The 20,726-nt window shown below is 46.2% G+C and carries 17 protein-coding genes; 6 read left to right on the top strand and 11 right to left on the bottom strand.

Annotated elements, in window-relative coordinates; translation table 11 throughout:
• Window positions 1-7 precede the first annotated feature (7 nt).
• Window positions 8-1,612 (bottom strand): phospholipase D family protein, encoded by a 1,605-nt coding sequence (locus ACO0KZ_RS17310; RefSeq protein ID WP_422997502.1) that lies wholly within the window; start codon window positions 1,610-1,612, stop codon window positions 8-10.
• Window positions 1,613-1,898: 286 nt separating this feature from the next.
• On the opposite strand from ACO0KZ_RS17310, the gene ACO0KZ_RS17305 reads away from it, so the two are divergent.
• Entirely contained in the window at window positions 1,899-3,110 is a 1,212-nt protein-coding gene (locus ACO0KZ_RS17305; RefSeq protein WP_422997500.1) for a toxic anion resistance protein, read from the top strand.
• Window positions 3,111-3,188: 78 nt separating this feature from the next.
• The gene (locus ACO0KZ_RS17300; protein ID WP_422997498.1) at window positions 3,189-3,644 is read left to right on the top strand and encodes a YiaA/YiaB family inner membrane protein; all 456 of its coding nucleotides are present in this window, start codon (window positions 3,189-3,191) and stop codon (window positions 3,642-3,644) included.
• Between the two features lie 27 nt (window positions 3,645-3,671).
• Here ACO0KZ_RS17300 and ACO0KZ_RS17295 read toward each other — a convergent pair whose 3' ends face one another.
• From ACO0KZ_RS17295 to ACO0KZ_RS17280, 4 genes are all read right to left on the bottom strand, one after another.
• The gene (locus tag ACO0KZ_RS17295) at window positions 3,672-4,478 is read right to left on the bottom strand and encodes a hypothetical protein (protein ID WP_422997496.1); all 807 of its coding nucleotides are present in this window, start codon (window positions 4,476-4,478) and stop codon (window positions 3,672-3,674) included.
• A 213-nt stretch (window positions 4,479-4,691) separates the two neighbouring features.
• Window positions 4,692-6,842: a S9 family peptidase gene (locus ACO0KZ_RS17290; RefSeq protein ID WP_422997494.1), complete on the bottom strand. Its 2,151-nt coding sequence runs from the start codon at window positions 6,840-6,842 to the stop codon at window positions 4,692-4,694.
• 263 nt (window positions 6,843-7,105) lie between these two features.
• On the bottom strand, window positions 7,106-8,599 hold the full coding sequence (locus ACO0KZ_RS17285) for an aminoacyl-histidine dipeptidase (RefSeq protein WP_422997492.1): 1,494 nt from the start codon (window positions 8,597-8,599) through the stop codon (window positions 7,106-7,108).
• A gap of 149 nt (window positions 8,600-8,748) precedes the next feature.
• A complete protein-coding gene (locus ACO0KZ_RS17280; RefSeq protein WP_422997490.1) occupies window positions 8,749-10,011 on the bottom strand; it encodes a DEAD/DEAH box helicase in 1,263 nt (420 codons plus the stop codon).
• Window positions 10,012-10,161: 150 nt separating this feature from the next.
• Here ACO0KZ_RS17280 and ACO0KZ_RS17275 point away from each other — a divergent pair, with 150 nt between their 5' ends.
• Window positions 10,162-10,887 carry a hypothetical protein gene (locus ACO0KZ_RS17275; protein WP_422997488.1) on the top strand — a complete coding sequence of 242 codons (726 nt, stop codon included), beginning with the start codon at window positions 10,162-10,164 and terminating at the stop codon, window positions 10,885-10,887.
• A 33-nt stretch (window positions 10,888-10,920) separates the two neighbouring features.
• Here ACO0KZ_RS17275 and ACO0KZ_RS17270 read toward each other — a convergent pair whose 3' ends face one another.
• Both ACO0KZ_RS17270 and ACO0KZ_RS17265 read right to left on the bottom strand, forming a co-directional pair.
• Window positions 10,921-11,613 carry a GNAT family N-acetyltransferase gene (locus ACO0KZ_RS17270; RefSeq protein WP_422997486.1) on the bottom strand — a complete coding sequence of 231 codons (693 nt, stop codon included), beginning with the start codon at window positions 11,611-11,613 and terminating at the stop codon, window positions 10,921-10,923.
• Between the two features lie 31 nt (window positions 11,614-11,644).
• Window positions 11,645-12,250, bottom strand: coding sequence for a YdeI/OmpD-associated family protein (locus ACO0KZ_RS17265; protein WP_422997484.1), 606 nt, complete (start codon window positions 12,248-12,250; stop codon window positions 11,645-11,647).
• Between the two features lie 213 nt (window positions 12,251-12,463).
• Between ACO0KZ_RS17265 and ACO0KZ_RS17260 the strand changes: the two genes are divergently transcribed.
• Entirely contained in the window at window positions 12,464-14,608 is a 2,145-nt protein-coding gene (locus ACO0KZ_RS17260) for a S9 family peptidase (RefSeq protein ID WP_422997482.1), read from the top strand.
• Window positions 14,609-14,848: 240 nt separating this feature from the next.
• Here ACO0KZ_RS17260 and ACO0KZ_RS17255 read toward each other — a convergent pair whose 3' ends face one another.
• Window positions 14,849-15,340, bottom strand: coding sequence for a GNAT family N-acetyltransferase (locus ACO0KZ_RS17255; protein WP_422997480.1), 492 nt, complete (start codon window positions 15,338-15,340; stop codon window positions 14,849-14,851).
• Window positions 15,341-15,584: 244 nt separating this feature from the next.
• Between ACO0KZ_RS17255 and ACO0KZ_RS17250 the strand changes: the two genes are divergently transcribed.
• Window positions 15,585-16,136, top strand: coding sequence for a porin family protein (locus ACO0KZ_RS17250; RefSeq protein ID WP_422997478.1), 552 nt, complete (start codon window positions 15,585-15,587; stop codon window positions 16,134-16,136).
• A gap of 26 nt (window positions 16,137-16,162) precedes the next feature.
• Here the strand turns inward: ACO0KZ_RS17250 and ACO0KZ_RS17245 are convergent, their stop codons facing one another.
• The 3 genes from ACO0KZ_RS17245 to ACO0KZ_RS17235 form a co-directional block, all read right to left on the bottom strand.
• Complete coding sequence (locus ACO0KZ_RS17245; protein ID WP_422997476.1) at window positions 16,163-17,317, bottom strand: threonine aldolase family protein; 1,155 nt, start codon at window positions 17,315-17,317, stop codon at window positions 16,163-16,165.
• A gap of 136 nt (window positions 17,318-17,453) precedes the next feature.
• A complete protein-coding gene (locus ACO0KZ_RS17240) occupies window positions 17,454-18,602 on the bottom strand; it encodes a hypothetical protein (RefSeq protein ID WP_422997474.1) in 1,149 nt (382 codons plus the stop codon).
• Between the two features lie 183 nt (window positions 18,603-18,785).
• Window positions 18,786-19,217 carry a hypothetical protein gene (locus ACO0KZ_RS17235; RefSeq protein WP_422997472.1) on the bottom strand — a complete coding sequence of 144 codons (432 nt, stop codon included), beginning with the start codon at window positions 19,215-19,217 and terminating at the stop codon, window positions 18,786-18,788.
• Window positions 19,218-19,584: 367 nt separating this feature from the next.
• Here ACO0KZ_RS17235 and ACO0KZ_RS17230 point away from each other — a divergent pair, with 367 nt between their 5' ends.
• Window positions 19,585-20,724, top strand: coding sequence for a carboxylate-amine ligase (locus ACO0KZ_RS17230; RefSeq protein ID WP_422997470.1), 1,140 nt, complete (start codon window positions 19,585-19,587; stop codon window positions 20,722-20,724).
• Window positions 20,725-20,726: the final 2 nt, after the last annotated feature.

Raw genomic sequence — 20,726 nt, 5'->3', positions numbered from 1 at the left:
TCGAAAACTAAAGTATCGGCCGCAATGGCAGTAACTGCATCAACCATACTTTAAAACGTTTGCCACGTCCAACGAATTGATCAGGATCTTCGCTTAGCGCATTCCAGCTATTGCCCGCTTTCATATCATCACGAATTGCTTTTGCCAGTTGCGTGGCGAGTTGCTCGTTATGAATAACAACGCCAACTTCGGTATTCAAGTTCTCGGAGCGAGGGTCAAAGTTAAATGTGCCAATGTAAGCGATTTTGCCGTCGACCACCATAGATTTTGCGTGTAGGCCGAATACGGCTGGTTTGAACTTGTCTATCACAGGTGAAGTCAGCAGCTTGCCGCGAGTTTCGGCATCGGGGCGAAATTCAAAAATTTGTAAGCCCATCTTGAGTAGTTCTTCGCGCTGATTACGATAGCCACTGAAGGCTTGTAAATTATCTGTCGATGCCATGGAATTGGTATTGACGATAATTTTGACGCCGCGTTTGATGGTCTCTTGTAGTAAGGCTTTCGCTTTGTCGGATAAAATCAGATATGGCGATTGAATAATGATTTCTTTTTGAGCACCACGTACCAACTCGGCTAAGGCACGCGAGCTCTCACCGCTTCCATGCAGGCCTTCTTGACTATTTTTTCCCGGAATGTCGTGAATGAAATCGACTTTAGTCCACACCATTTCTTGTGCAATGCGTTCGAAAGATTGAGGAATATTGCGTATGGCTTGTTTTAACTGCGGATCAAAATTCTCATCTTGATTCGCGTAGACATGTAGTTGTTGGTAAATCGTTTGCACTTCTTGATCGCTGATATCGACCGTACTTTGCATGAAGCGATGATTGGCGAAAATGGTTTCGACGGGAACACTCAAATCATGTTTCCAAAAATTTTCAAAATTGTGACTTACCTTTTTCACCGCTGCGCCAAGGATTAGCGCATCGCGATCACGAAAATTGGATTCATGATGAAAGTTAAAATATTCACTCGCCATATTTCTACCACCCGTGATCGCAACCACACCGTCGACCACAAATACCTTGTCATGCATACGTTGATTGGCTGATTTGAAATCAGAGATGATGTTCCAAACGCGCTGTCCTATATGGCTACCCACTCTGTGCTTAGGGTTGTAAATCCGGATTTCAACGTTGGGATGTTTGGCCAGTGCCAGCAAAGTTTTGTCCGCCGCATCTATCAATAAATCATCGACAATGACGCGCACTTTTACCCCACGATTAGCAGCGCGGATTAAAGCTTCTGAGGCTAGCGTGCCGATATTGTCCGTGCTCCAAATGAAGTATTGCACTTCGATGCTAGTCGTCGCGTGGTCTGCTAACCAGGCACGCGCCAACAGCGCCTCTATACCATTTTCTAAAATATAGGCACCGGTTTGTTCTGGATGCGGTGCCGTGATGCCATGTAGGTAAGAGGGGAGTGACCAGCTTTTAGAATTTTCCGCTGAGGTTACAGGTAAATTGAATTCAGCACTCGCACCTGGTTGGTTGAGTAGTTTGACGCTCTCATAAATGGCTTTCGCTTCGGGTGTCGGTCTGTCTAAATACCAAAAAAGTCCTAGCAGGCTGAAAATGACGAGATTGAGTTTGAGTTTGTTGGTGGGCGTCATGGCAGCAATCAGTGTTGAGGGTATTGGTAGATTTTAATTATCCATTTTATATTAAATTGAACGTTTGGCGTAGCACTGTCTAGCTGCAGCATGATCGTACTTGAGTATCGCTTATAGATACTTTTAGGGGTATTTTTCGTCACTTTTAATGCGGAGGTTATATTTTGTAAGCACTGACCTTATGCTCAGTTCAGTTTTTGCGATAGAAGGCAGTTGGTCTTGGTGCCAACGCTATGTGTCAATCCGAAAACATCAACGAATTGATCAAACAAGGATGGGTGAACTTATGCAAACAGAGACTGTGCTTCAGAATTCAAGCTTAGCGACAGATTTTGTATTACAAGCGCCGGAGACGATTCGCGTCGTGGGTGAAGACGTCGCCAGAACAGCGCTTCCTTTGAGTGCTGATATGCAGAATGCGGTGGAAGAGCAGGTTGATCGTTTTATGCAAGGTTTATTGGGTGATGATGTGCAAAGCGATGCGTTTCGTCAACGCCTGGACAGCGCATTTGCCTTAGGCCGTGAGGAGATCTCGATCGCCTCTAGCTTGATGCAAGGGCGTTTGTTACAAGCCAATTTTATGGATATGGAAGACAGCTCAGCATTCAAGGCAATACAAGAAATGCGCGGCCATCTTGATGCACTTAATCCTGGTAAAGAAGGCGATTTGTTTCAGATGCAAAAATTCCTAGGATTCATCCCGTACGGGAATAAATTGCAAGCCTACTTTCGTAAGTATCAAGGTGCAGCGGGTCAGTTACAAAAAAGTATGCAGCAGTTATATACGGCGCGTGATGATATGCAGCGTGATGTGATCGATATTGAAGCGACACGTGTCAAGCTCTGGGATGCCATGCAAAAACTAAAGGCAGCAATTCATTTTGCTGAGAATCTGGATAGCCGTTTGCAACAGCGAGTCATTGCTTTAAAGAGTACGGATGCGCAACGCGCTAAAGCTTTGGAGCAAGAAGTACTTTTTTACGTGCGGCAAAATCTGCAAGATATGCTGACCCAACAATCCGTTTGTACTAATGGTTATCTGGCGTTGGATGTTTTGAAAAAGACTGGAAGAGAAATGATGAACGGTTGCAGTCGTGTTGCGACCACAGGTATGAGTGCCTTAGCGGTCGCGCAGACGGTAGCGCGAGCGACTGGCAATCAAATTAAAGTGATGGATGCTTTGACCGGTATTAATGGCACGATAGAAAATCTGATGACGGAAACGGGGCGGCAGTTGAATCAGCATACCGACAGAGTTGGGCAATTTGCGCAAAATCCAATGATAGGGATTGATAAATTGAAAGACATGTTTGATCAGACATTTAAGGCGATGGATGCGATGGATAGTTTTCGCAGCAAGGCGATTGAAGTAATGGGACAGAACAATCAAATCATTCAGCAGCAATGCGTGAAAGCTGAGCTCTATTTAGATCGGTATCGTCAACAGCAGGCGCGTGAAGCAAGTAGCTTGAATACTAGCGGTCCGGTACATTTGTGACGTTATAGTGAGAAGGTAATTTGTAATTGATAGCAATGACATTGATTGAATAATAGATTTATTCTTGGAGAAATTGAGATGGCAACAAAATACATTATGCAACGAGATACCAATGGATGGCGCTTACAAGTGTGGTTGTCGTTTGGACTGGCGATTGTTGCCTGTGGCGCGGGGGTGGTCCAATTGCCGGGGCAGGAGTTAGATCGCGCATTTTTAGCACTGGGCTTATTTTTTAGTTTGTTCGCCAGCTTTGCGGTGGCAAAAACAGTTCGCGATAACCGCGATGGTCAGATAGATACCGCGTCATGGGTGATGACCGTGTGGATCGCCTTTTGTGCGGCAGTACTATTAACTGCTTGGGGTCTGTGGCGCATGAATATTCCAGCTTGGGAAAAAAATTATATGTTGGTTAGTTGGCTGTTTCTGATCAGCGCCAGTTTTACACTAGCAAAAACTTTGCGTGATGCGCATGAGGTGGCATTGATGGAACGATCTAGTGTGCAGGTCCAAGAGCAAGAATTCAAAGTACAATAAACGTGCATGAATTTGTCTTCGTTCACACTATTTAGCCCTGATTTTTTCTTCTAAAAAACGCTGTTGTTGCACCAGTTGCTCAGCAGCGTTTTTTGTTAATTGTACTTCACGATTGCTCAACTCTGTTTGTAATAGCGAGAGCTGCTGCTTTAATAGGTCGCTGGCAGTGTGATCTGCTGTGACGCGTTGACTAGAGCGCATACCAGCAGGAACGCGCAAATAACTTTGTAAGCTATCGGGTAAGTAGCGACGCAGACTTTCCCTCAAATAGTGGCGGTCATCCATGCTACAATGCTCATCTATATTCAACTTGCTTGCGATCACTCCGATGTTGATAACCTGGCGTTTGAGTTGCAGCAGTTGTTGATAGATATCTTCGTCTACCTCCTCGTCTAGGCTCTCTAGTGCCAGATCGAAAGCCGAGAGGCTGGCATCATCAAACAAGGCTGTCGTCGATATACTTGCGCCTGACTTCCATTTTGCTTTTCTATTTGTATGCCACAATAGGCCCGCTCCACAAGCGAGTCCAATCCCTGCGACGCCAGCCATCAGCGATGATTTTTGTATCGCGGCCAGTAATCCGGTCAGCGTGGATAGGGTAAAAATGACGCCGATGAAGATGCTTACAAGCGTGAATTTTTTAGTGTCTTTGCCGTTTTGCGATAAGCGTATTTGTTCGGTTAAAGGAATGCCGAAGCGATGCTTGGTGCGCAATGCAGCCAGACGCTCTTCTACCACGGCGGGGACAGGCGTTTGCTCTTCTTGTAACTTTGCACTATTACGGCGATTGACTGGCCGGTCCGCAATAACATATTTGGGATCAAGTGAGGTCATGAGCTAAATGCCTGTGAAGTAATGGTCGTTTGAGTGCAATGAAATCAGATGCTCAAAATGATTCATCATCATAGCATTGATTGAAATTGCAAATTCATGAATTAGCCTGCATGTAAGTCGATTTAATCAATAGTGAAACGACGCTAGGTTCTATAAAAAATGCCGACACAGGTCGGCATTTTCTTAACACTACTTCTGTTCGTTTAGACAAAATTATTCAGCGATTCCCCATTGCGACAACATCCAGGCGAAATTGAAGCTGCCTTCTTTGATTGCGTCATATCGACCAGATGCACCGCCGTGGCCTGCTGCCATATTGGTTTTTAACAGCAGGGGATTGTTGTCTGTTTTATGCGCACGCAGTTTGGCGACATATTTCGCTGGCTCCCAGTACATCACTTGGCTGTCATTCAAACCTGTCGTTACCAACATCGCAGGGTAAGCTTTTTTCTCGATATTGTCGTAAGGAGAGTAGCTGCGCATATAGTCGTAAGCTGCCTTGTTATTAGGATCACCCCATTCCAGATATTCACCCGTCGTTAATGGCAAGCTGGCATCCATCATGGTGTTCATCACATCCACAAATGGTACGGCCGCGTGGACGGCTTTAAACAGGTCGGGGCGCATATTGACGACTGCACCCATCAATAAACCACCAGCACTACCACCTTGGATGATGAGCTTGTCTTTGCTCGTCCATTTTTCTTGAATCAAGAATTCAGCTGCGGCAATAAAGTCGGTGAAGGTGTTTTTCTTCTTCATCAACATACCATCCTCATGCCAACGTTCACCTAAGTCGGTGCCGCCACGGATATGTGCTTGCACATAGATCACGCCGCGGTCGAGTAAACTTAAACGTGCAAGAGAGAATGTCGCTTCGGTAGAAATACCATAGCTGCCATAAGAGTAAAGCAGGGTAGGTGCTGTACCGTCAAATTTCACGCCTTTTTTATACACAGCCCAGAGCGGTACTTTGACACCATCTTTAGCTGTAGCCCATAAACGGCGTGCTTCATATTTGCTGGCGTCAAAACCACCGACTACTTCTTGTTGTTTCAAAATAGTACGTTCGCCAGTCGCCATATTCACATCCATCACCATAGGCGGCGTGGTGGGTGATTGGTAGGACATGCGTAATTTTTGCGCGGTGTATTCAGGCGTGCCGCCGCTACCTGCTAAATACACTTCATTGTTGAACTGCACGTTCTTCCATTGCTTGGTTTTGAAATTGTAGATACGAGTGCGATTTAAAGCCTTGGTTTTTTCAGTCACCGCTAAGAAATCGTGGAACACTTCGTAATTACCGATCAAAACATCGTCACTGTGCTTAACGATCTCTTTCCAATTTTTCTCCGCGACTTTGCCAACTGGTGTCGTCACGATACGGAAATTTTTTGCGTTCTTATTGGTGCGAATGAATAAATTTCCATCACGATGATCGACGCTGTAGCGATGACCTTTGGTGCGACCAAGCACTGTTTTAAACTCATCAAGTGGACGGTCAGCAGGAATCAGCCAGATCTCGCTGGTATCAGTAGCGAAGGCCTGTAATTGTATGAATTTTCTATCGTGCGTGGTGCCTACGCCTATGCCAAATTGCTCAATTTTTTCATGATAGATCTCTTGTGCCTTGCCGCCTAGTTGAAAACGGAACAAGCGATCAGAGCGCTTTGTGGTGGCATCTTCTTGCACATAAAACATAGTCTTATTATCTGCCGCCCAAGCCATGCTGGTAACGCGTTCGGCCGTATCGCTTAAGAGTTCACCGGTTTTCAAATCTTTGATTTGTAATTTGAATTGACGGTAGCCCGTCGTATCCGTCAGGTAGGCGAGGTAGCGGTCATCAGGGCTGACTAGTGTTCCTGCCACCATAAAAAATTTTTGGCCTTTGGCCAATTCGTTTTGGTCAAGTAGAATTTCTTCAGCGGCTTTTTCATCGTAGTTCATTTGCGCGTCAGCCAGACGGCGGCAATTGATGCCATATTGCTTGCCAGCTTCGGTGCGAGAGTAGTAGAAGTATTTGCCACGACGAACTGGGACGGACAAATCAGTTTCTTTCATGCGACCTTTGGTTTCGGCGAATAACTTATCGGCCAAAGCTTGCACCCCAGAGGTCATTGCGCTGGTGTAAGTATTTTCTGCATTTAAATAGTCGATGACCTTAGGATCTTCTTTTTTCTGTAACCAGCGATAATCATCGGTGACGGTCTCTCCGTGACGAACTTCGGACCAAACAGATTTTGCCGCTATTGGTGGCACTGGCGCGCCGGTTGTAGGGGCGGCGGTTTGAGCAAGAGCCGATTGTTGTGTGGTGATTGCCACGATCATGGTGGCGCCTAAGGCCGACCAATTTTTTAGAGACATGAGATTCCTTGTAAAGAAAACAGTAAGGAACTCATATTATGAGAATTTCTTTTTAAACTCAATAAGAAAGAAATCAGATAACGCAGTCGTTTTTGGGACAACGTACCACGATGACAGTGACTTTTAGCTTTGCTTAGCTTATATATCGATGCGTTCGTCATGTGAACACCGCCTTAATGCGATCTTCACATGTACTAAGCTTAAGCTTACTAGGGTGGGTGCTGGTGTGTTCAAAACACTTATTCAGCACCGCGTCTCCTCAATTAGGTCGCACGTTCTGGAATACGTGCGAGTACCGCTAACAGTAAATCCCAATACTGACCCACGGTTTGAATATTCACCATTTCATCCGGACCATGTGGGAAGCGTATCGTCGGTCCTATCGATACCATGTCCAAGTGCGGATAGGGTTTTTTGAATAAACCGCATTCCAAACCCGCGTGTATCACCATGATTTCGGGTTCGCGTTGATAAATGCTCTCGTAAGTCGCTTTGACGATCGCCATCACAGGTGAGCTGTTGTCGGGCTTCCAGCCAGGATAGCGGCCTTCAAATTTCACTTCGGCTCCAGCCAAATCGGATAGCGATTGCAAGTGGCTTTCAATATTGGCACGGCCACTGTCGATTAGAGAACGCACCATGCAAATGAGGCTGATGCTGTCTTCTAAAGTGGTGATCACTCCCAGATTCAAGGAGCTCTCTACCACACCTGCGACTTCATCGCTCATGCGCATCACGCCATTTGGACAGCTATTAATTAGGTTGACTAGCTGCTGTTGTGCTTTGTTTTGCAAAACTTTAGTGGGGGCTACAGCATCAGAGAGACTCAACTTGAGTGCAGGTTCTGTAGCTGCGAGTTCTGCTTGCAGTATGCTTTGATATTGCGCCACGCGTTGCTGCAATAGTTCTAGCTTGTCGACAGGCAAAGTGAAATTACATGAAGCTTCACGCGGTATTGCATTGCGCAATGAGCCACCTTGCAGATGGCTGATACTTAGTCCAAGTTCGGTAGCGTGACCGGCTAAAAAGCACGCCAACAATTTATTCGCATTACCGCGACCAAGGTGAATGTTGACACCTGAATGTCCACCTTTTAAACCGGAAATACTCAAGCTGTATGCAACTTGTGCCGGGTCTGCCTCTTGCCATTCCACAGGTAAATTGATTTTCGCGTCAACGCCGCCAGCGCAACCCATGTAGATTTCGCCTTCTTGTTCTGAATCGGTGTTGATTAAAATGTCGGCGTTCAATATGCCAGCTTGCAGGCCGAAAGCACCTGACATGCCGGCTTCTTCATCGACGGTGAGTAGTACCTCCAAAGGGCCATGCGGAATATCGGTGGCACCTAAAATCGCCAATGCAGAAGACATGCCGATACCGTTATCGGAGCCCAAAGTTGTGCCACGCGCTTTAACCCATTCACCATCGACCCATGCTTCTATAGGATCCTTGGTGAAGTCATGAACTTTGTCTGCATTTTTTTGCGGCACCATATCGAGATGCGCCTGGATCACGACGGTTTTGCGACTTTCCATACCGGCAGTCGCGGGTTTGCGGATGATTAAATTGCCGACTTGATCAACGATCACCGCTAAGCCGCGCTGTTTTGCCCATTCTTGAATGTAGGCGCTCAATGCCGCCTCATGTTTTGACGGGTGGGGTATCGCGCAAATTTGTGCAAACCATTGCCATAAAGGCTGTGGATAGAGTTGCAGTAAGGGAGATTCGGTGATTTTGTTCAGAATTGCGTTAGTCATAGCGTAAAGAGACGCGTGGTGCGTATTTAGGAATGCAGAGGGCGTTAGTTTAACATAGCGCTCCTGAGCTGATACCAGCGAGTAAATCCTGATGGTATTAACGATAAGTTTGAAATGTTTTTATAAATAATACTAATAAGAAGAATTCCTTACTCACCCGTCGCCTTTTGCAAAGCTCTAAGTTTATCTTTTTTACTTGGGCGTTTCCCTTTGATGCCGCCATTTGGATCGAGTGGACGAGTCGTCTCTGCATCGGCCAGACTTTCTGCGCTCGGTTCAAAGCCTGCAATCTGTTCACGTGAAATTCTTAAACCGTGGCGTTGTTCGATCAAACGGAAATGTGCTTCGTTGGCGGCATCGACGCAGATAAAACTGACTGCTAAGCCAGCTTCCCCCGCGCGCCCGGTGCGACCTATCCTGTGCAGATAATCATCGCTGGAACGTGGCAGATCAAAATTCACGACCACAGGCAATTGACTAATATCGAGACCACGCGCTGCGACATCGGTAGCGACCACAATCTTCACACGCGACGCCTTAAAATCAGCGATGACTTGACTACGTTTGCCTTGTGTTTGTTCGCCGTGAAAAGCCTCGGCGCTGATATGGGCGCGTCGTAATTTGGTTGAGATCAAATCAGCGGCATATTTAGTCGCGACAAACACTAAGACGCGCGACCATTTTTCGCTTTGAAATAAGTGGCGCAACAGCTGCGTGCGTTGTTTGGCATCGACAATGATGGCTCGCTGTTGAATATCGGGTTTGCCTTCTTCGGTGCTGGGTATATTGATGCGGTGTGGATCGCGTAACAGCGCTTCGGCAAGAGTTGCCACATTTGGCGCGAAAGTCGCTGAGAAAAAACAATTTTGTCGTTGATCTGGCAACAGCTCGAGCACTTGCTGCAACTCATCAGCGAAACCCAGCGCCAGCATGCGGTCAGCTTCATCCAAAACCAGACAACTTACTTCATCCAATTTCAAGGCATTTTTGCTGACCAGATCGAGCAAGCGACCGGGTGTTGCAATCACGATATCAGCGCCACCACGCAAATGCAGCATTTGTGGGTTGATAGAAATCCCGCCAAACAAGACCGCGAGCTTAGGTGATTGTGGAAATGCCTGACCCAGAGTGCGCAATGTGTCACCGACTTGCACCGCTAACTCACGCGTAGGTACCAGGATTAAGGTTTGTACACTCCTTTGAGCTTGTTTCTTTTGCTGCAAATAGCGTTCCAGTATGGGTAGGCAGTAAGCTGCCGTTTTGCCCGACCCGGTTTGCGCCGTCGCCAATACATCCCGTCCGGCCAGCAAGCTAGGAATAACATCACTTTGTATTGGGGTTGGTTGTTGATAGGCGCGCGCTTGAACGGCGTTTAAGAGGGCGCTGGATAAACCTAGATTGGAAAATGGCATGGTGAATTTCGAAAGAGAGGAGCTGCGCTTAGGTGCACCGCTGGGTAGCAGAATAGCAGGATTTTAAACGATATTGGCGTGACCACGATATCTTCGGTAATCAGAGTGCGCAAGCACGGTAAAATAGATTTTTTTTGATGGTAATAGTGCATGAATCCCTATCAAACTCTTTCCTCATCGCTGTTGAACGATGCAGGTCTCAATTGTCAGGCGGTATTTGATATCGCTGACTTATCGATCGATGCACAGGCGATGCTGATAGAACGATGTCCACAGGCGCTTAACTATCGCCAGATGATTTTGATTGGGCACGGTGGCCAACAGTTTTGGCAATCGTTGCTGGCAGCTGGCACTGATATAAGTACGGAGGCAGGCAATCATCCGATCGATGATTTCGCGGTGTCGCTTGTGCGGCAATTTTTTGATCTTGAGCACGCCGGTACTGCCTATGAAATTATCTATCCAGGCGCTTATACCGTGAGCCTACAGGAGTTAGGGAAGCTAGCGGGTTGGCATCATGATTCGCCATTTATGGTGGGAATTAACACCACTTTTGGTTCTTGGTTTGCGTATCGCGCTATGATTTTAGCCAACACCCATTTGCCGCCGACGACACCAGTAGAGACGGCATCGCCTTGTCATGATTGCGGCACAAAAATCTGCATTCAAAGTTGTCCCGCACAAGCATTAGATGATGGCGAGTTTCATTTGCTCAAATGCGTTTACTATCGACAGCAAGAGGATTCACGCTGCAAAGATACTTGTGTGGCGCGCGTTAGTTGCCCTGTGGCGGGTGAGCATCGTTATAGCGAGCAGCAAATCAATTATCACTACAGTCGTTCTATGCGCGTAATTGCCGGTATGGTTAAGCTATAACAGCCTGAAGATAGTGCTGCGGATTTTATTAAGTTAAACACGCGACACAACTCTCACCGCGGTTTCGCAATAATCTTTGAAACCCATGCGCAGATAGAGTTCATGCGCAGCGGTATTGTGACTCATTACATGCAGGAATGGGATTTCGTCGGCTAGCAATTGACGTTGGATAATTCTATGCATCAAGCGTCGTGCCAATCCTTGTCCTTGAAAATCCGGATGGGTACAAACGCCGCTGACTTCACGATAAGGTGGCGCATAACTACGCTCGCCGGCCATGGCAATTAAACGCTCTCCGATGAAGTATCCGAGATATTCTCCCAGTTCTATTGTCCGTAATCCAAACGGCCCAGGATTAGTCAAGATCGCCAGTTCCAATGCCTGCTCAGCATCGGTTTGATTTAATGCACGCAATACAAAATGCTCACCTTTGTCATTGGACACATCTGCCGGCATTGCGCCATCCCAATGCATACGGAACATCGTTTTCTCAACGTGAATTTGCCACCCCTCAGGTTGCGGACCTTGCCAATCAGCGCAATAAAAATGTTCACCGCGATCACAGTAAGGGAGCAAGGCATTAAAGTCGGGATGCTCGGCATCTTCAAAACCGAGTATCGGCGAAAATCCTTGAGCATAACGTCGGGATTGGCCTTCACCAGCAGCGTAGCAAGCATGGGCGCCGCTTAAGCTGTGCCAGAAAATATTATCGAGTAGTTGGGGCATGGTGTTCTTTTTTTATAGAGAAAATGTTGGATTAACACTTTTCATATTTCCAATTTCGGCGTTTGCCTTCTGTCATCCATTCAATGGCTTGCGCTAAGCGCTTGTCACGCGTCGCTTCGGTTTTGGCTTCGGTGTACCACATGACATATTCTTTTTTCTGAGAATTAGGAAACGCATCAAAGGTCGCGAGAGCCAATTTGTTTTGCTTAACTGCCGCCAGAAATGCCGGTGGAATTTCTAGCTCTTTTTTCTCAGCGTCTGCTTTGCTACGCGCAGGGATTTTGACGCCTGCGTCGTGGAGTTTGATGGCTTCCTTTAATAACTTCACAAAGTCTTTATCATTGGGCATATCCTGCAAGGACGTGATGCGGCCAAAGTCACCCATGGCTTTTTCTAGTTTGCTGTCAATTTGCAGCATCGCTCCTAACCAAAATCCTAAAGCGCAATGCTGTTTAAACGCTGCAAAATGGCAAAAAATGCCGCCCTTATATTCAAAGTGCGGCATGCTCCATTTAATGGTTTCGCTCACGTCAGGACAATGCTCATGCACCATGGCGCGTATATGGCGCAGAATAGGTTGCGCAAATTCGGCTGATTTTTCGATATAGGCATCAATACGTGGATCTTGGATTCCCATGATATTTTCCTGCTTAGGCTGAGTTTTGGCGGAGTTTGTCACACAATATAGAGCGCCTTAATTATCACATAAGTGTAGCTACACCCTGATGGGATTGTCGTATTATGTCTCGCCTACGGTATTTCTCATGATGTATTTTTTTTTTGCTTTTGCAGCTTGCAACTAATTGGCCAATTCTGTGTCCAAGCTCCTCTAATTTGAAGGATGGTAAAAATGAAAATAAAGCATGCCTATGCATTTGCCCATCAAAGTCTGCGCAGGACAGGATTGGCAATTTTGATCGCGAGCTGTGGCGTTGTCATCACAGCAAACACGGCAACGACAGCATTTGCTGACACCACACAACGCGCTATAACGCCGCATGATTTGTGGGCGATTAAGCGTGTTGACAATCCAGCTGTTTCGCCTGATCAAAAGCTGATTGCCTTCACCGTGCAAAGCTGGTCGATAGAGAAGAATCGTCCACAATCGAATATCTGGCTGATGGATGTACAAGGTACTAATCAAAGGCGCTTAACCACCGCTGACGCCAATGATAGCGCACCAGTTTGGAGTCCTGACGGTACACGCATCGCTTTTACCTCACGTCGTGTCGATGATGATGCAGCAGCTTTGTATGTCTTGCGCTTAGATGGGGGCGAAGCGGAGAAAGTGTTGGAGCTACCTTATGGTGTTGCCAATCCGCAGTGGCTGCCAAATAGCAAAAGCCTCATCATCGGCAGCAACGCTATTCCCGCCTTAAAAGGTAAGTGGAGTGCGGATGATATGGCGGCGATGAAAAAAGAAATCAAACGTCGTCGCGATAGCAAAATGACGGCCAAAGTGACCGAAGACAGAACCTACCGCTTTTTCGATCACTGGTTGACGGATCAGCTTTCCAGTCATTTGTTGCAGCTCGACCTGGAAACTAAAGCGCTGAAAGACCTGACGCCGCAGTCGCAAGAGCTATTTAACGCTGCTGGTGCCTTTGACTTTCATATTTCGCCCGACGGACGCTTTGTTGCATTGAGCAAGAATACTATCCCTGCGCCGCATCAAGAGGCCGATAATGCCGACATCGTTTTGATCGCCTTAGGTGAGAATGGCCCACCTAAAAACATCACCATCGATAACCGTGGCCCTGATGCCTCGCCTGGTTTTTCATCTGATGGTAAAACCCTTTACTACACACGTACCGCGACGCCAATTTATGATGGCAGCTCCAGCAAATTGTGGCGCTATGATCTCGCCACCGGAAAGAATATGCCGGTGACCGAGGCCCGCGATTATGCAGTTGCTGAGTTTGTGGTCAGTAAAGACAATAGTAAGTTATGGAATGTGGTGGAAGATCAAGGTGAGGTGAGTGTTTTTGCGAGCAAGGCAGATGGCAGTCAATTTGAGCGCATGCTGCGTGATGCTGGTATCTCAAAACTCAAACAAGCTGGCAATCAATTAGTCCTATTGCGTAGCAGTTTTGATCGTCCAAATGAATTATTTAGTATGGACGTCAATGGCAAAGGTTTGCGTCAACTCACACATTTTAATGACGAGCTGATGGCGAAATTTAAATTGGGCAAAGTAGAAGCCTATACCTTCAAAGGTGCGAACGACGAACAGGTGCAAGGCTGGCTTATCTTGCCACCAGATTACGATAAAACAAAATCGTATCCACTACTACAATTGATGCACGGCGGTCCGCATACGATGGTGGGGAATGCTTTTAATTTTCGCTGGAATGCGCACGTGATGGCGGCACCTGGCTATGTCGTGAGTTGGGTGAATCGCCACGGTTCTACTGGCTTCGGTGAAAAATTCGCGCGTAGTATTAACCATCAATGGGGAGAAATGCCAACGCAAGACGTCTTGCGTTCCACAGATTATTTGATGCAGAAATTGGGTAATATCGACGCTAAACGTATCGCGGCAGCGGGCGCTAGTTATGGTGGTTATTTGGCTGCGTGGCTGGCGGGCCATACTGATAGATTTGCGACGATTATTGATCATGCTGGCGTCAATGATCTGGTCACACAGTATGGTTCGGATACGACCAATTATTCTTTCGAAATTACTTTGGGTGGCAATCCTTGGAGTAACACCGAGATCATGCAAAAGAATAATCCTATGACCTATGCTAAAAACTTTAAGACGCCGATGTTGCTGACCCATGGCGAAATTGATTATCGCGTTCCTTATGTCAATAGCACGGCGCTCTACGGCGTATTACAAGGTATGAAGATACCGTCGCGTTTGGTGATTTTCCCGAATGAAAATCACTGGATCTTGTCGCCACAAAATTCCATACATTGGAATTGGGAAGTGCAAAGTTGGTTGCAACGATATATCGGTGGTACACCGACTTTGACGCTGCCTAAGTTTTAAGTTGTTGTAGTAAATACAGTGCGAAACCAGACGCCATACTTTTTTGTGACGTCTGGTTTTTTTCTTGGTTTGATCTCTATTCGTCGCTGCCATCAATAAGCAGGGCATGCCTCAACGCATCGTAAATATCCCAAAGCCACTTATTTCTTCAAGCATTTAAGGATCGATAGTAGACCGCTTGCTACCTCTATTTGGGTAAGGATCCAGGGCAAGGCATATGGAAGTCTTGAATTGCGTTTCTCAAAACAAATACGACATCAAAACTTCATCGATATAACGGTCTTCGGTTTTTAGGTAAGTAAAGTGGCGCAAAATGCCTTCACGTTTAAATCCACACTTCTCATACAATGCCGCAGCACGCAGATTATGTACGCCAGTACTCAATTCCAAGCGCTTTACTCCTTTAGATTCTGCAAGCGCAATAATTTCTTGCATCATGTGAACTCCATAGCCTCTACCTGTGAAACTAGAATCAATCGCTACGCCGCCCAAGTAGGCGATATGGGAAGTGCGATGTTTGAGTTGGATTAACTTGAACATACCAGTCGGTGATGCGTTTTCTTCGTCTGATGCACGAAAGATATACAGCACGCCATCTCTCAGAAGCTCCTCAAAGATAGGTCTGAAACTATCTTCGTCCATCAATTCATACAATAGAAATGGATTGACTTCTGGGTGCATGTAAAGACGATAGACGAAATCAAAATCATCCTTGTTGGCAGATCGAATCATAAAGGGCCTTATTTTCTTAAAGAGCGGGAATCGATAAAATATTAGCATATGAAATTTGTGGCCGATACTGTCGTGCATCGATCTTACTTGGCAATGATTCGACGCAAAGAACATGTTCCCCAATGTCCTGAACTCTGATAAATTTGAAAATAAAAAAATACTTGATGCAACGGTATCAGTTGTGCTTGATAATGTGCTACCAGGTAAGAACTTTTTGCTGATCTAAATAAACTCTAGGACTTCTATGAAAAAACTTATTTTCTCTTTGATTGCATCTTCTTTTGCATTAGCGGCTCAGGCTGAGAACACTTATCTTGGTGCGGGTATTACTTCCAGCCGCTATGACGTCAATATTAATTTGGGCAATTTTGTTAATCACAAAAGCAGCACCAGTGTTAGCGCTAAGCTGTTTGCTGGCTATGAGCTGGATAAAACGTGGGCGCTCGAAACTGGTTACGCCGACTTAGGTAGTATCAGCACTGACTGGGCATTTTCTGGTAGAAAAGGGACGGCCAAGTTAGCAGTTCAAACTTTCTATGTCGCAGGAAAAGGCTCTGCATCTATCAATGACCAGTTCTCATTGTTTGGCAAGCTAGGTCTGGCTCATAGCAAATTCAAACAAAGCGGTTTTCCCTCTGGTGGTGATGAAACTAAGACGGGTTTGTACGGTTCTGTAGGGACGGAATTTGCTTTGAGCAAGCAAACCAGTCTATCGCTGGAATGGGAACGTTTTGGACAAAGCAATACTTATACAAAAAACGGCAGCCTGACCGCAGCAGCGAGGTATAGCTTTTAATTGAATCAATGTAGATTACTTGATTCTTAGTCCTTGCCAGCAAACGCCGCTACAAGGAAATCAGTATCGCGGCGCAATAGGCTTTCGTTAAACTGTAAGGTGAGCTTGCCATCGATAATTTTTCTGGCACGGATGCTGGCATCTTTAAGTCTCTGCTCTAGGCCAAGCTGTCGCTTTGCCGCTATCTCCAAGGTCGCGATATTGCTGCCTTGTTCGATGCGATGAACAATAAATCCGTCCAATTTTTCTAAGCGAGACAGCAAGTTTTCGCCAGCACGACGAACGGCCGCAAAGCGCTGTTCGACGCCATCAAGTGCTTCCAACGCGGGCAGCGCCGCATGCCACCCTGAGGCTTGCGTACCACCCAATATATGTCGCAGTTCGCGCGCCTTGTCCATTTGAATTTTTGTCCCAGAAAGTATGGCGCCATACGGAGCACCAAGGTACTTGTAAAGCGAGACATAAACCGTGTCGAAGGGAGCACAATAGTTTTTGAGCTCAAAACCTGGCATTCCACACATCAGCAGTAGGCGCGCGCCATCCAGATGCATAGGAACGTGTTTGCTGCGCGCCAGCTTGGCGATTTCATTGATCTGCTCCATGCTCAGTGTGCTGCCTTGAGTGCGTCGCACTGGGCTTTCTAATGAGATCGCGCCAACTTTGATGGGATAGGGGCCAATTTCCGCACGATTTATTGCATCGCTGATTTCGCTTAAGCTGGGTACTGTTTTGCCTGCTGCAAGTGGCACCATATTGATACCGCTGAGTGTTGTGACACAATTACTCTCATCTCGGTACACATGGCTTTCTTGTTGCACTAGTGCGTGTTTTGCTTCGCCACACAAAACACGAATAGCAATATGATTTGCCATCGTTCCTGTCGGCATAAATACGCTAGATTCTTTGCCCAGCAAGGAGGAGAATTTGTCTTCTAATGCGGCGACCGCACCACCGCCGAGGTAGGAGTCTGCAACTTTGGCGTGTTTGAGTAACAGCGCTTGCAATCTCGCAGATTCATTTTCAACTGGGTAAGGCAAGGAATCGCCTGCCAGCCATACTTGTGTATCGGCCTCGGCGGTTGCAGCATGGCTGGCGAACGTGCTTGCGCTCGCATTTGTGCTAGAGCCAAGCGCAACAAGCGACAGGGAAGATCCAAAAAATTTGCGGCGATTGAGTGTCATAGTGGGTTTGAATAGGTATGAGTAAGTGCGGCGTACTAAGGATTTTAGTTCAGTATCTTTGGTTCAGCCGCATCTCACACTTAAGTCTTGTTATTGCAGCATTTAGAATGTCCATTGTTGATATCTTGTATCTACATTACAAATTTGCTGCAGTCTCAAGGCGTTGAATTTGTAGCTTGGGTTGGTCGATTTGTGCGAAGTCTAGACTAAATCGATAAACCCCGGCTTGTTCGATCTTGATCGAATTCTTGCTCTCACTTAATTTTAATTCATTCGGCTTTTCTAACGCCAATTTCCCATTCTCTTGTGCGCTCACAAAAGCGAGTACGCCTTCGTCCGCTTCTAACTGGAAATTAAATGCGCCAAGTGCTAGAGGCATGTCGAGCTGATAGACGTTACCATTACGAATAAATTCAAATTTCTTTAGCGTTTTATCGCTGCCTGTTCGAACGATAAATTTTTGTTGATCTAATACCTCTTGCTTGCGTGCTGAACTGGCGCTAGACCATAGTTCAAATTCGTATAGAGTCTCGGGCGAAATCGTTTTATCCCAAAAATTGGGATAAAAAGTTTTACCCCGGAATTTGCTGGTGGTGTGTTGATCACCAACGATGGTCTTGAGCGATATTGCCCATTCTTTTGTCGAATAATTGAAAATCACAAAGCGTTTAGTTTCGCACCAATCTGTCTTTAAAAGTATTGTGGAGATCAGCGATTTAAGAATGAATCCCATTTCTTTTTTCGCCATGTCCACAGTCATCTCGCATTCAAGCCGGATATCACCACGTCGCAATACATTGTCAGCGATACCTGGTGTGCGGATATCTGGGCGAAAACTAAAGCTGGATTTTTTTTGGTTCAGTAATAGCTCAGCATTGTCTTCATAGGCCTTTGCATCGCGTGGCAGTTGAAAGCTACCTTCTTTTAGAAGTGGAATAGGGGTCGACGCGTCGTCACTCGCTAAACGCATTTTTACATTATCCCAATTCGTGTCTTGTAGTTTTGATTTGTCGCGCGGTATTAGCTTAAAAAGCAGCGGCGCTTTGGGTGCTAAATGTCGATTCTCATCATACGCATCCATGCCCGCCGACATAATGCGATAGGGTTTGAGATCTGGGTTTTTCATACTTGAGATAACGACTTCGGCTGTTTGTTCGTCAGTCGCTTTTGATTCTGTACTAACTTCCGTATTGACTTCTTTTTTTACTTCGGTCGTTGATTGTTGTGCCTGCGCAGAGGCGAAAGAAAAAAGCAGTCCTGTCAGGAGTAGCGTTTTTAAATTCATCGTGTGTATTCCATTTTTAAATGCATCATGTTTCCACCTAAGTTATCAGTCGATGTGAAGTAGAAACAAGAAAGTTGCCCCCCCGAGCGAGGGGAGCATACCGCAAAAATATCTATTTTGCATTGAAAACTTATTGTCTCAGCTGGGATTTATCTAAGCAGATGGCGTTTATTTGATTGTTGCTTAGGAACTGTGTTTTTTTGCCATCAAGCTCGTAGCAAGCTTCCAGCCAATAAACGCCATAGGAAGATAGGCGAAGCCGATGTCGACAACGATAAACCAGAATGGCGCAGGTAGCATGAATGCGCTGGCAACACCGCCTGCTAAAAACAATACTCCTATACCAAATGCAAATCGTAATTTGTGGCTAGCCGCAATCAGGGCAGCAAGTAGCGAGCCGACCAAAGTACCTGCGGCATGTGCTACAAACGGGAAGATAAAATGCTTGGTTTCAAACAAATGCATTGATTCCTTTAATCCCTCCGTAGTTGTGACAATCGCGCCTTCTGGTGGTGGAATGATGGTTCCACTGATCGTGATTAATGCCATATTCACCATGCTGCCGATGACAGCACCAACGATGATGGCCAAAATGTTTCTAAGAATTGGACGCATGGCGGACTCCTTGGTTTAGCGCGATATTGACATCGCATTGTAGAACGCCTGATTTCTCGATGCCAAGTGTTACAAAATTTCTTGATATTGATTTGCTCTGACCTGGCATTCCTGCGTGCTCTTGCGCCAAAGCGTCTGAGAATCAAAACCTCAAACTGGAAGCTATTTTGCCCTTTAATGTATCAATTGAACTTAATTTGTTCCGCTTAAAGTGTTGTTAAGACTATTTCCATGTTTATTAACAAGCTCATTTTTGCATTAGCTTTGCTGAGCCTCGCTTGTGTCGAAGAGTGAATAGCGATTGTTAGCAGCGATATCAAGGTTTTTAAGGCCTAAAAGGTTCGTAACATTCATAAGGATGCAAGGCATGTCGAATTTGATTACATTGGGCGCAGAAGAAGAATTGCAGATTGTTGATCAACACAGTCTAGAGTTAGTTGCGCATGATTTTGAACGAGGTCAGTCTGATTTTCCAGATCGTAACGGCAGTTCTTCTTGCGAATTACATAAAGCAGTCGTCGAATTGCAAACACCGATTTGCCGTACGCCCGATCAAATCGTCGCAAGTGTGAGTGACATGCGTGACATTATTCGTTTGCGAGCTCAGGCGCAAGGACAGCGAATATTGTCCGCTGGCGTACACCCATTCTCAAATTGGAAAGAGCAAGAGATCAATAAAGACTCGGACAAACATCAGCATTACATTCGTTTGGTGGACGAGTATGCTGACATTATGCGTAGCCTAGTGTCCTACGGTTTTCATGTACATTTGGGTTTGCCAAAAGGTATCCCACCTATGGCAATTTTCAATTCGCTGCGCAATAGCCTAGCTCCTGTGCTTGCTATTTCTCTTAGCTCTCCTTTTTATGAAGGTCGCGATACCGGCATGCAAAGTTGGCGTCACTCTATGCTCGATCGCCTGCCGCGCATGGGAACGCCCGACATTTGGCAATCGGAAGAAGCGTATTTTGATCACATTGAATTATTGCGCAAGGTCGGTACTTTGGAAGCACAGCATGGTATGTGGGAAGACTTGCGTTTGCATCATCGTTATCACACCTTGGAAGTCAGGATTTGTGACGCTACGCCGTCCTTAGAACACATTTGGTTGATCACGGCTTTACTGCAATGTGAAGTCGCAACCTTAGTGCAGGATTATCAGCGTGGACGTTTACCAAAGCCGCTGTCACGCGCCTGTCTCGAAGAGAATAAGTGGCGGGTGCGTCGACGTGGCCTGAGCGCTACTTTGATTGACTGGTATAGTGAAACACCTGTCAGCTTGCCCGAGTACTTTGAACTATGGCTGTTACGCTTGATGCCTGCGGCGAAGGAGCTGGGGTTGCTAAAAGGTCTGCATGAAAAAATTGCTGCACTGTTCCTACAAGGTGCTTCTGCTGATATCCAACGTGGCATTTTTAAACGCTCTGAGAACTACCAAAGCTTGGTGCAGCATCTGATCCATGAGACTGAGGAAGCGCAGTTTGCACCAGCGCGTTACATGCAATAAAG

Source organism: Undibacterium sp. Di24W (assembly GCF_049340325.1).
In the GTDB taxonomy this organism is placed as follows: domain Bacteria; phylum Pseudomonadota; class Gammaproteobacteria; order Burkholderiales; family Burkholderiaceae_D; genus Undibacterium.
This window is presented reverse-complemented; position numbering and strand designations above follow the sequence as displayed.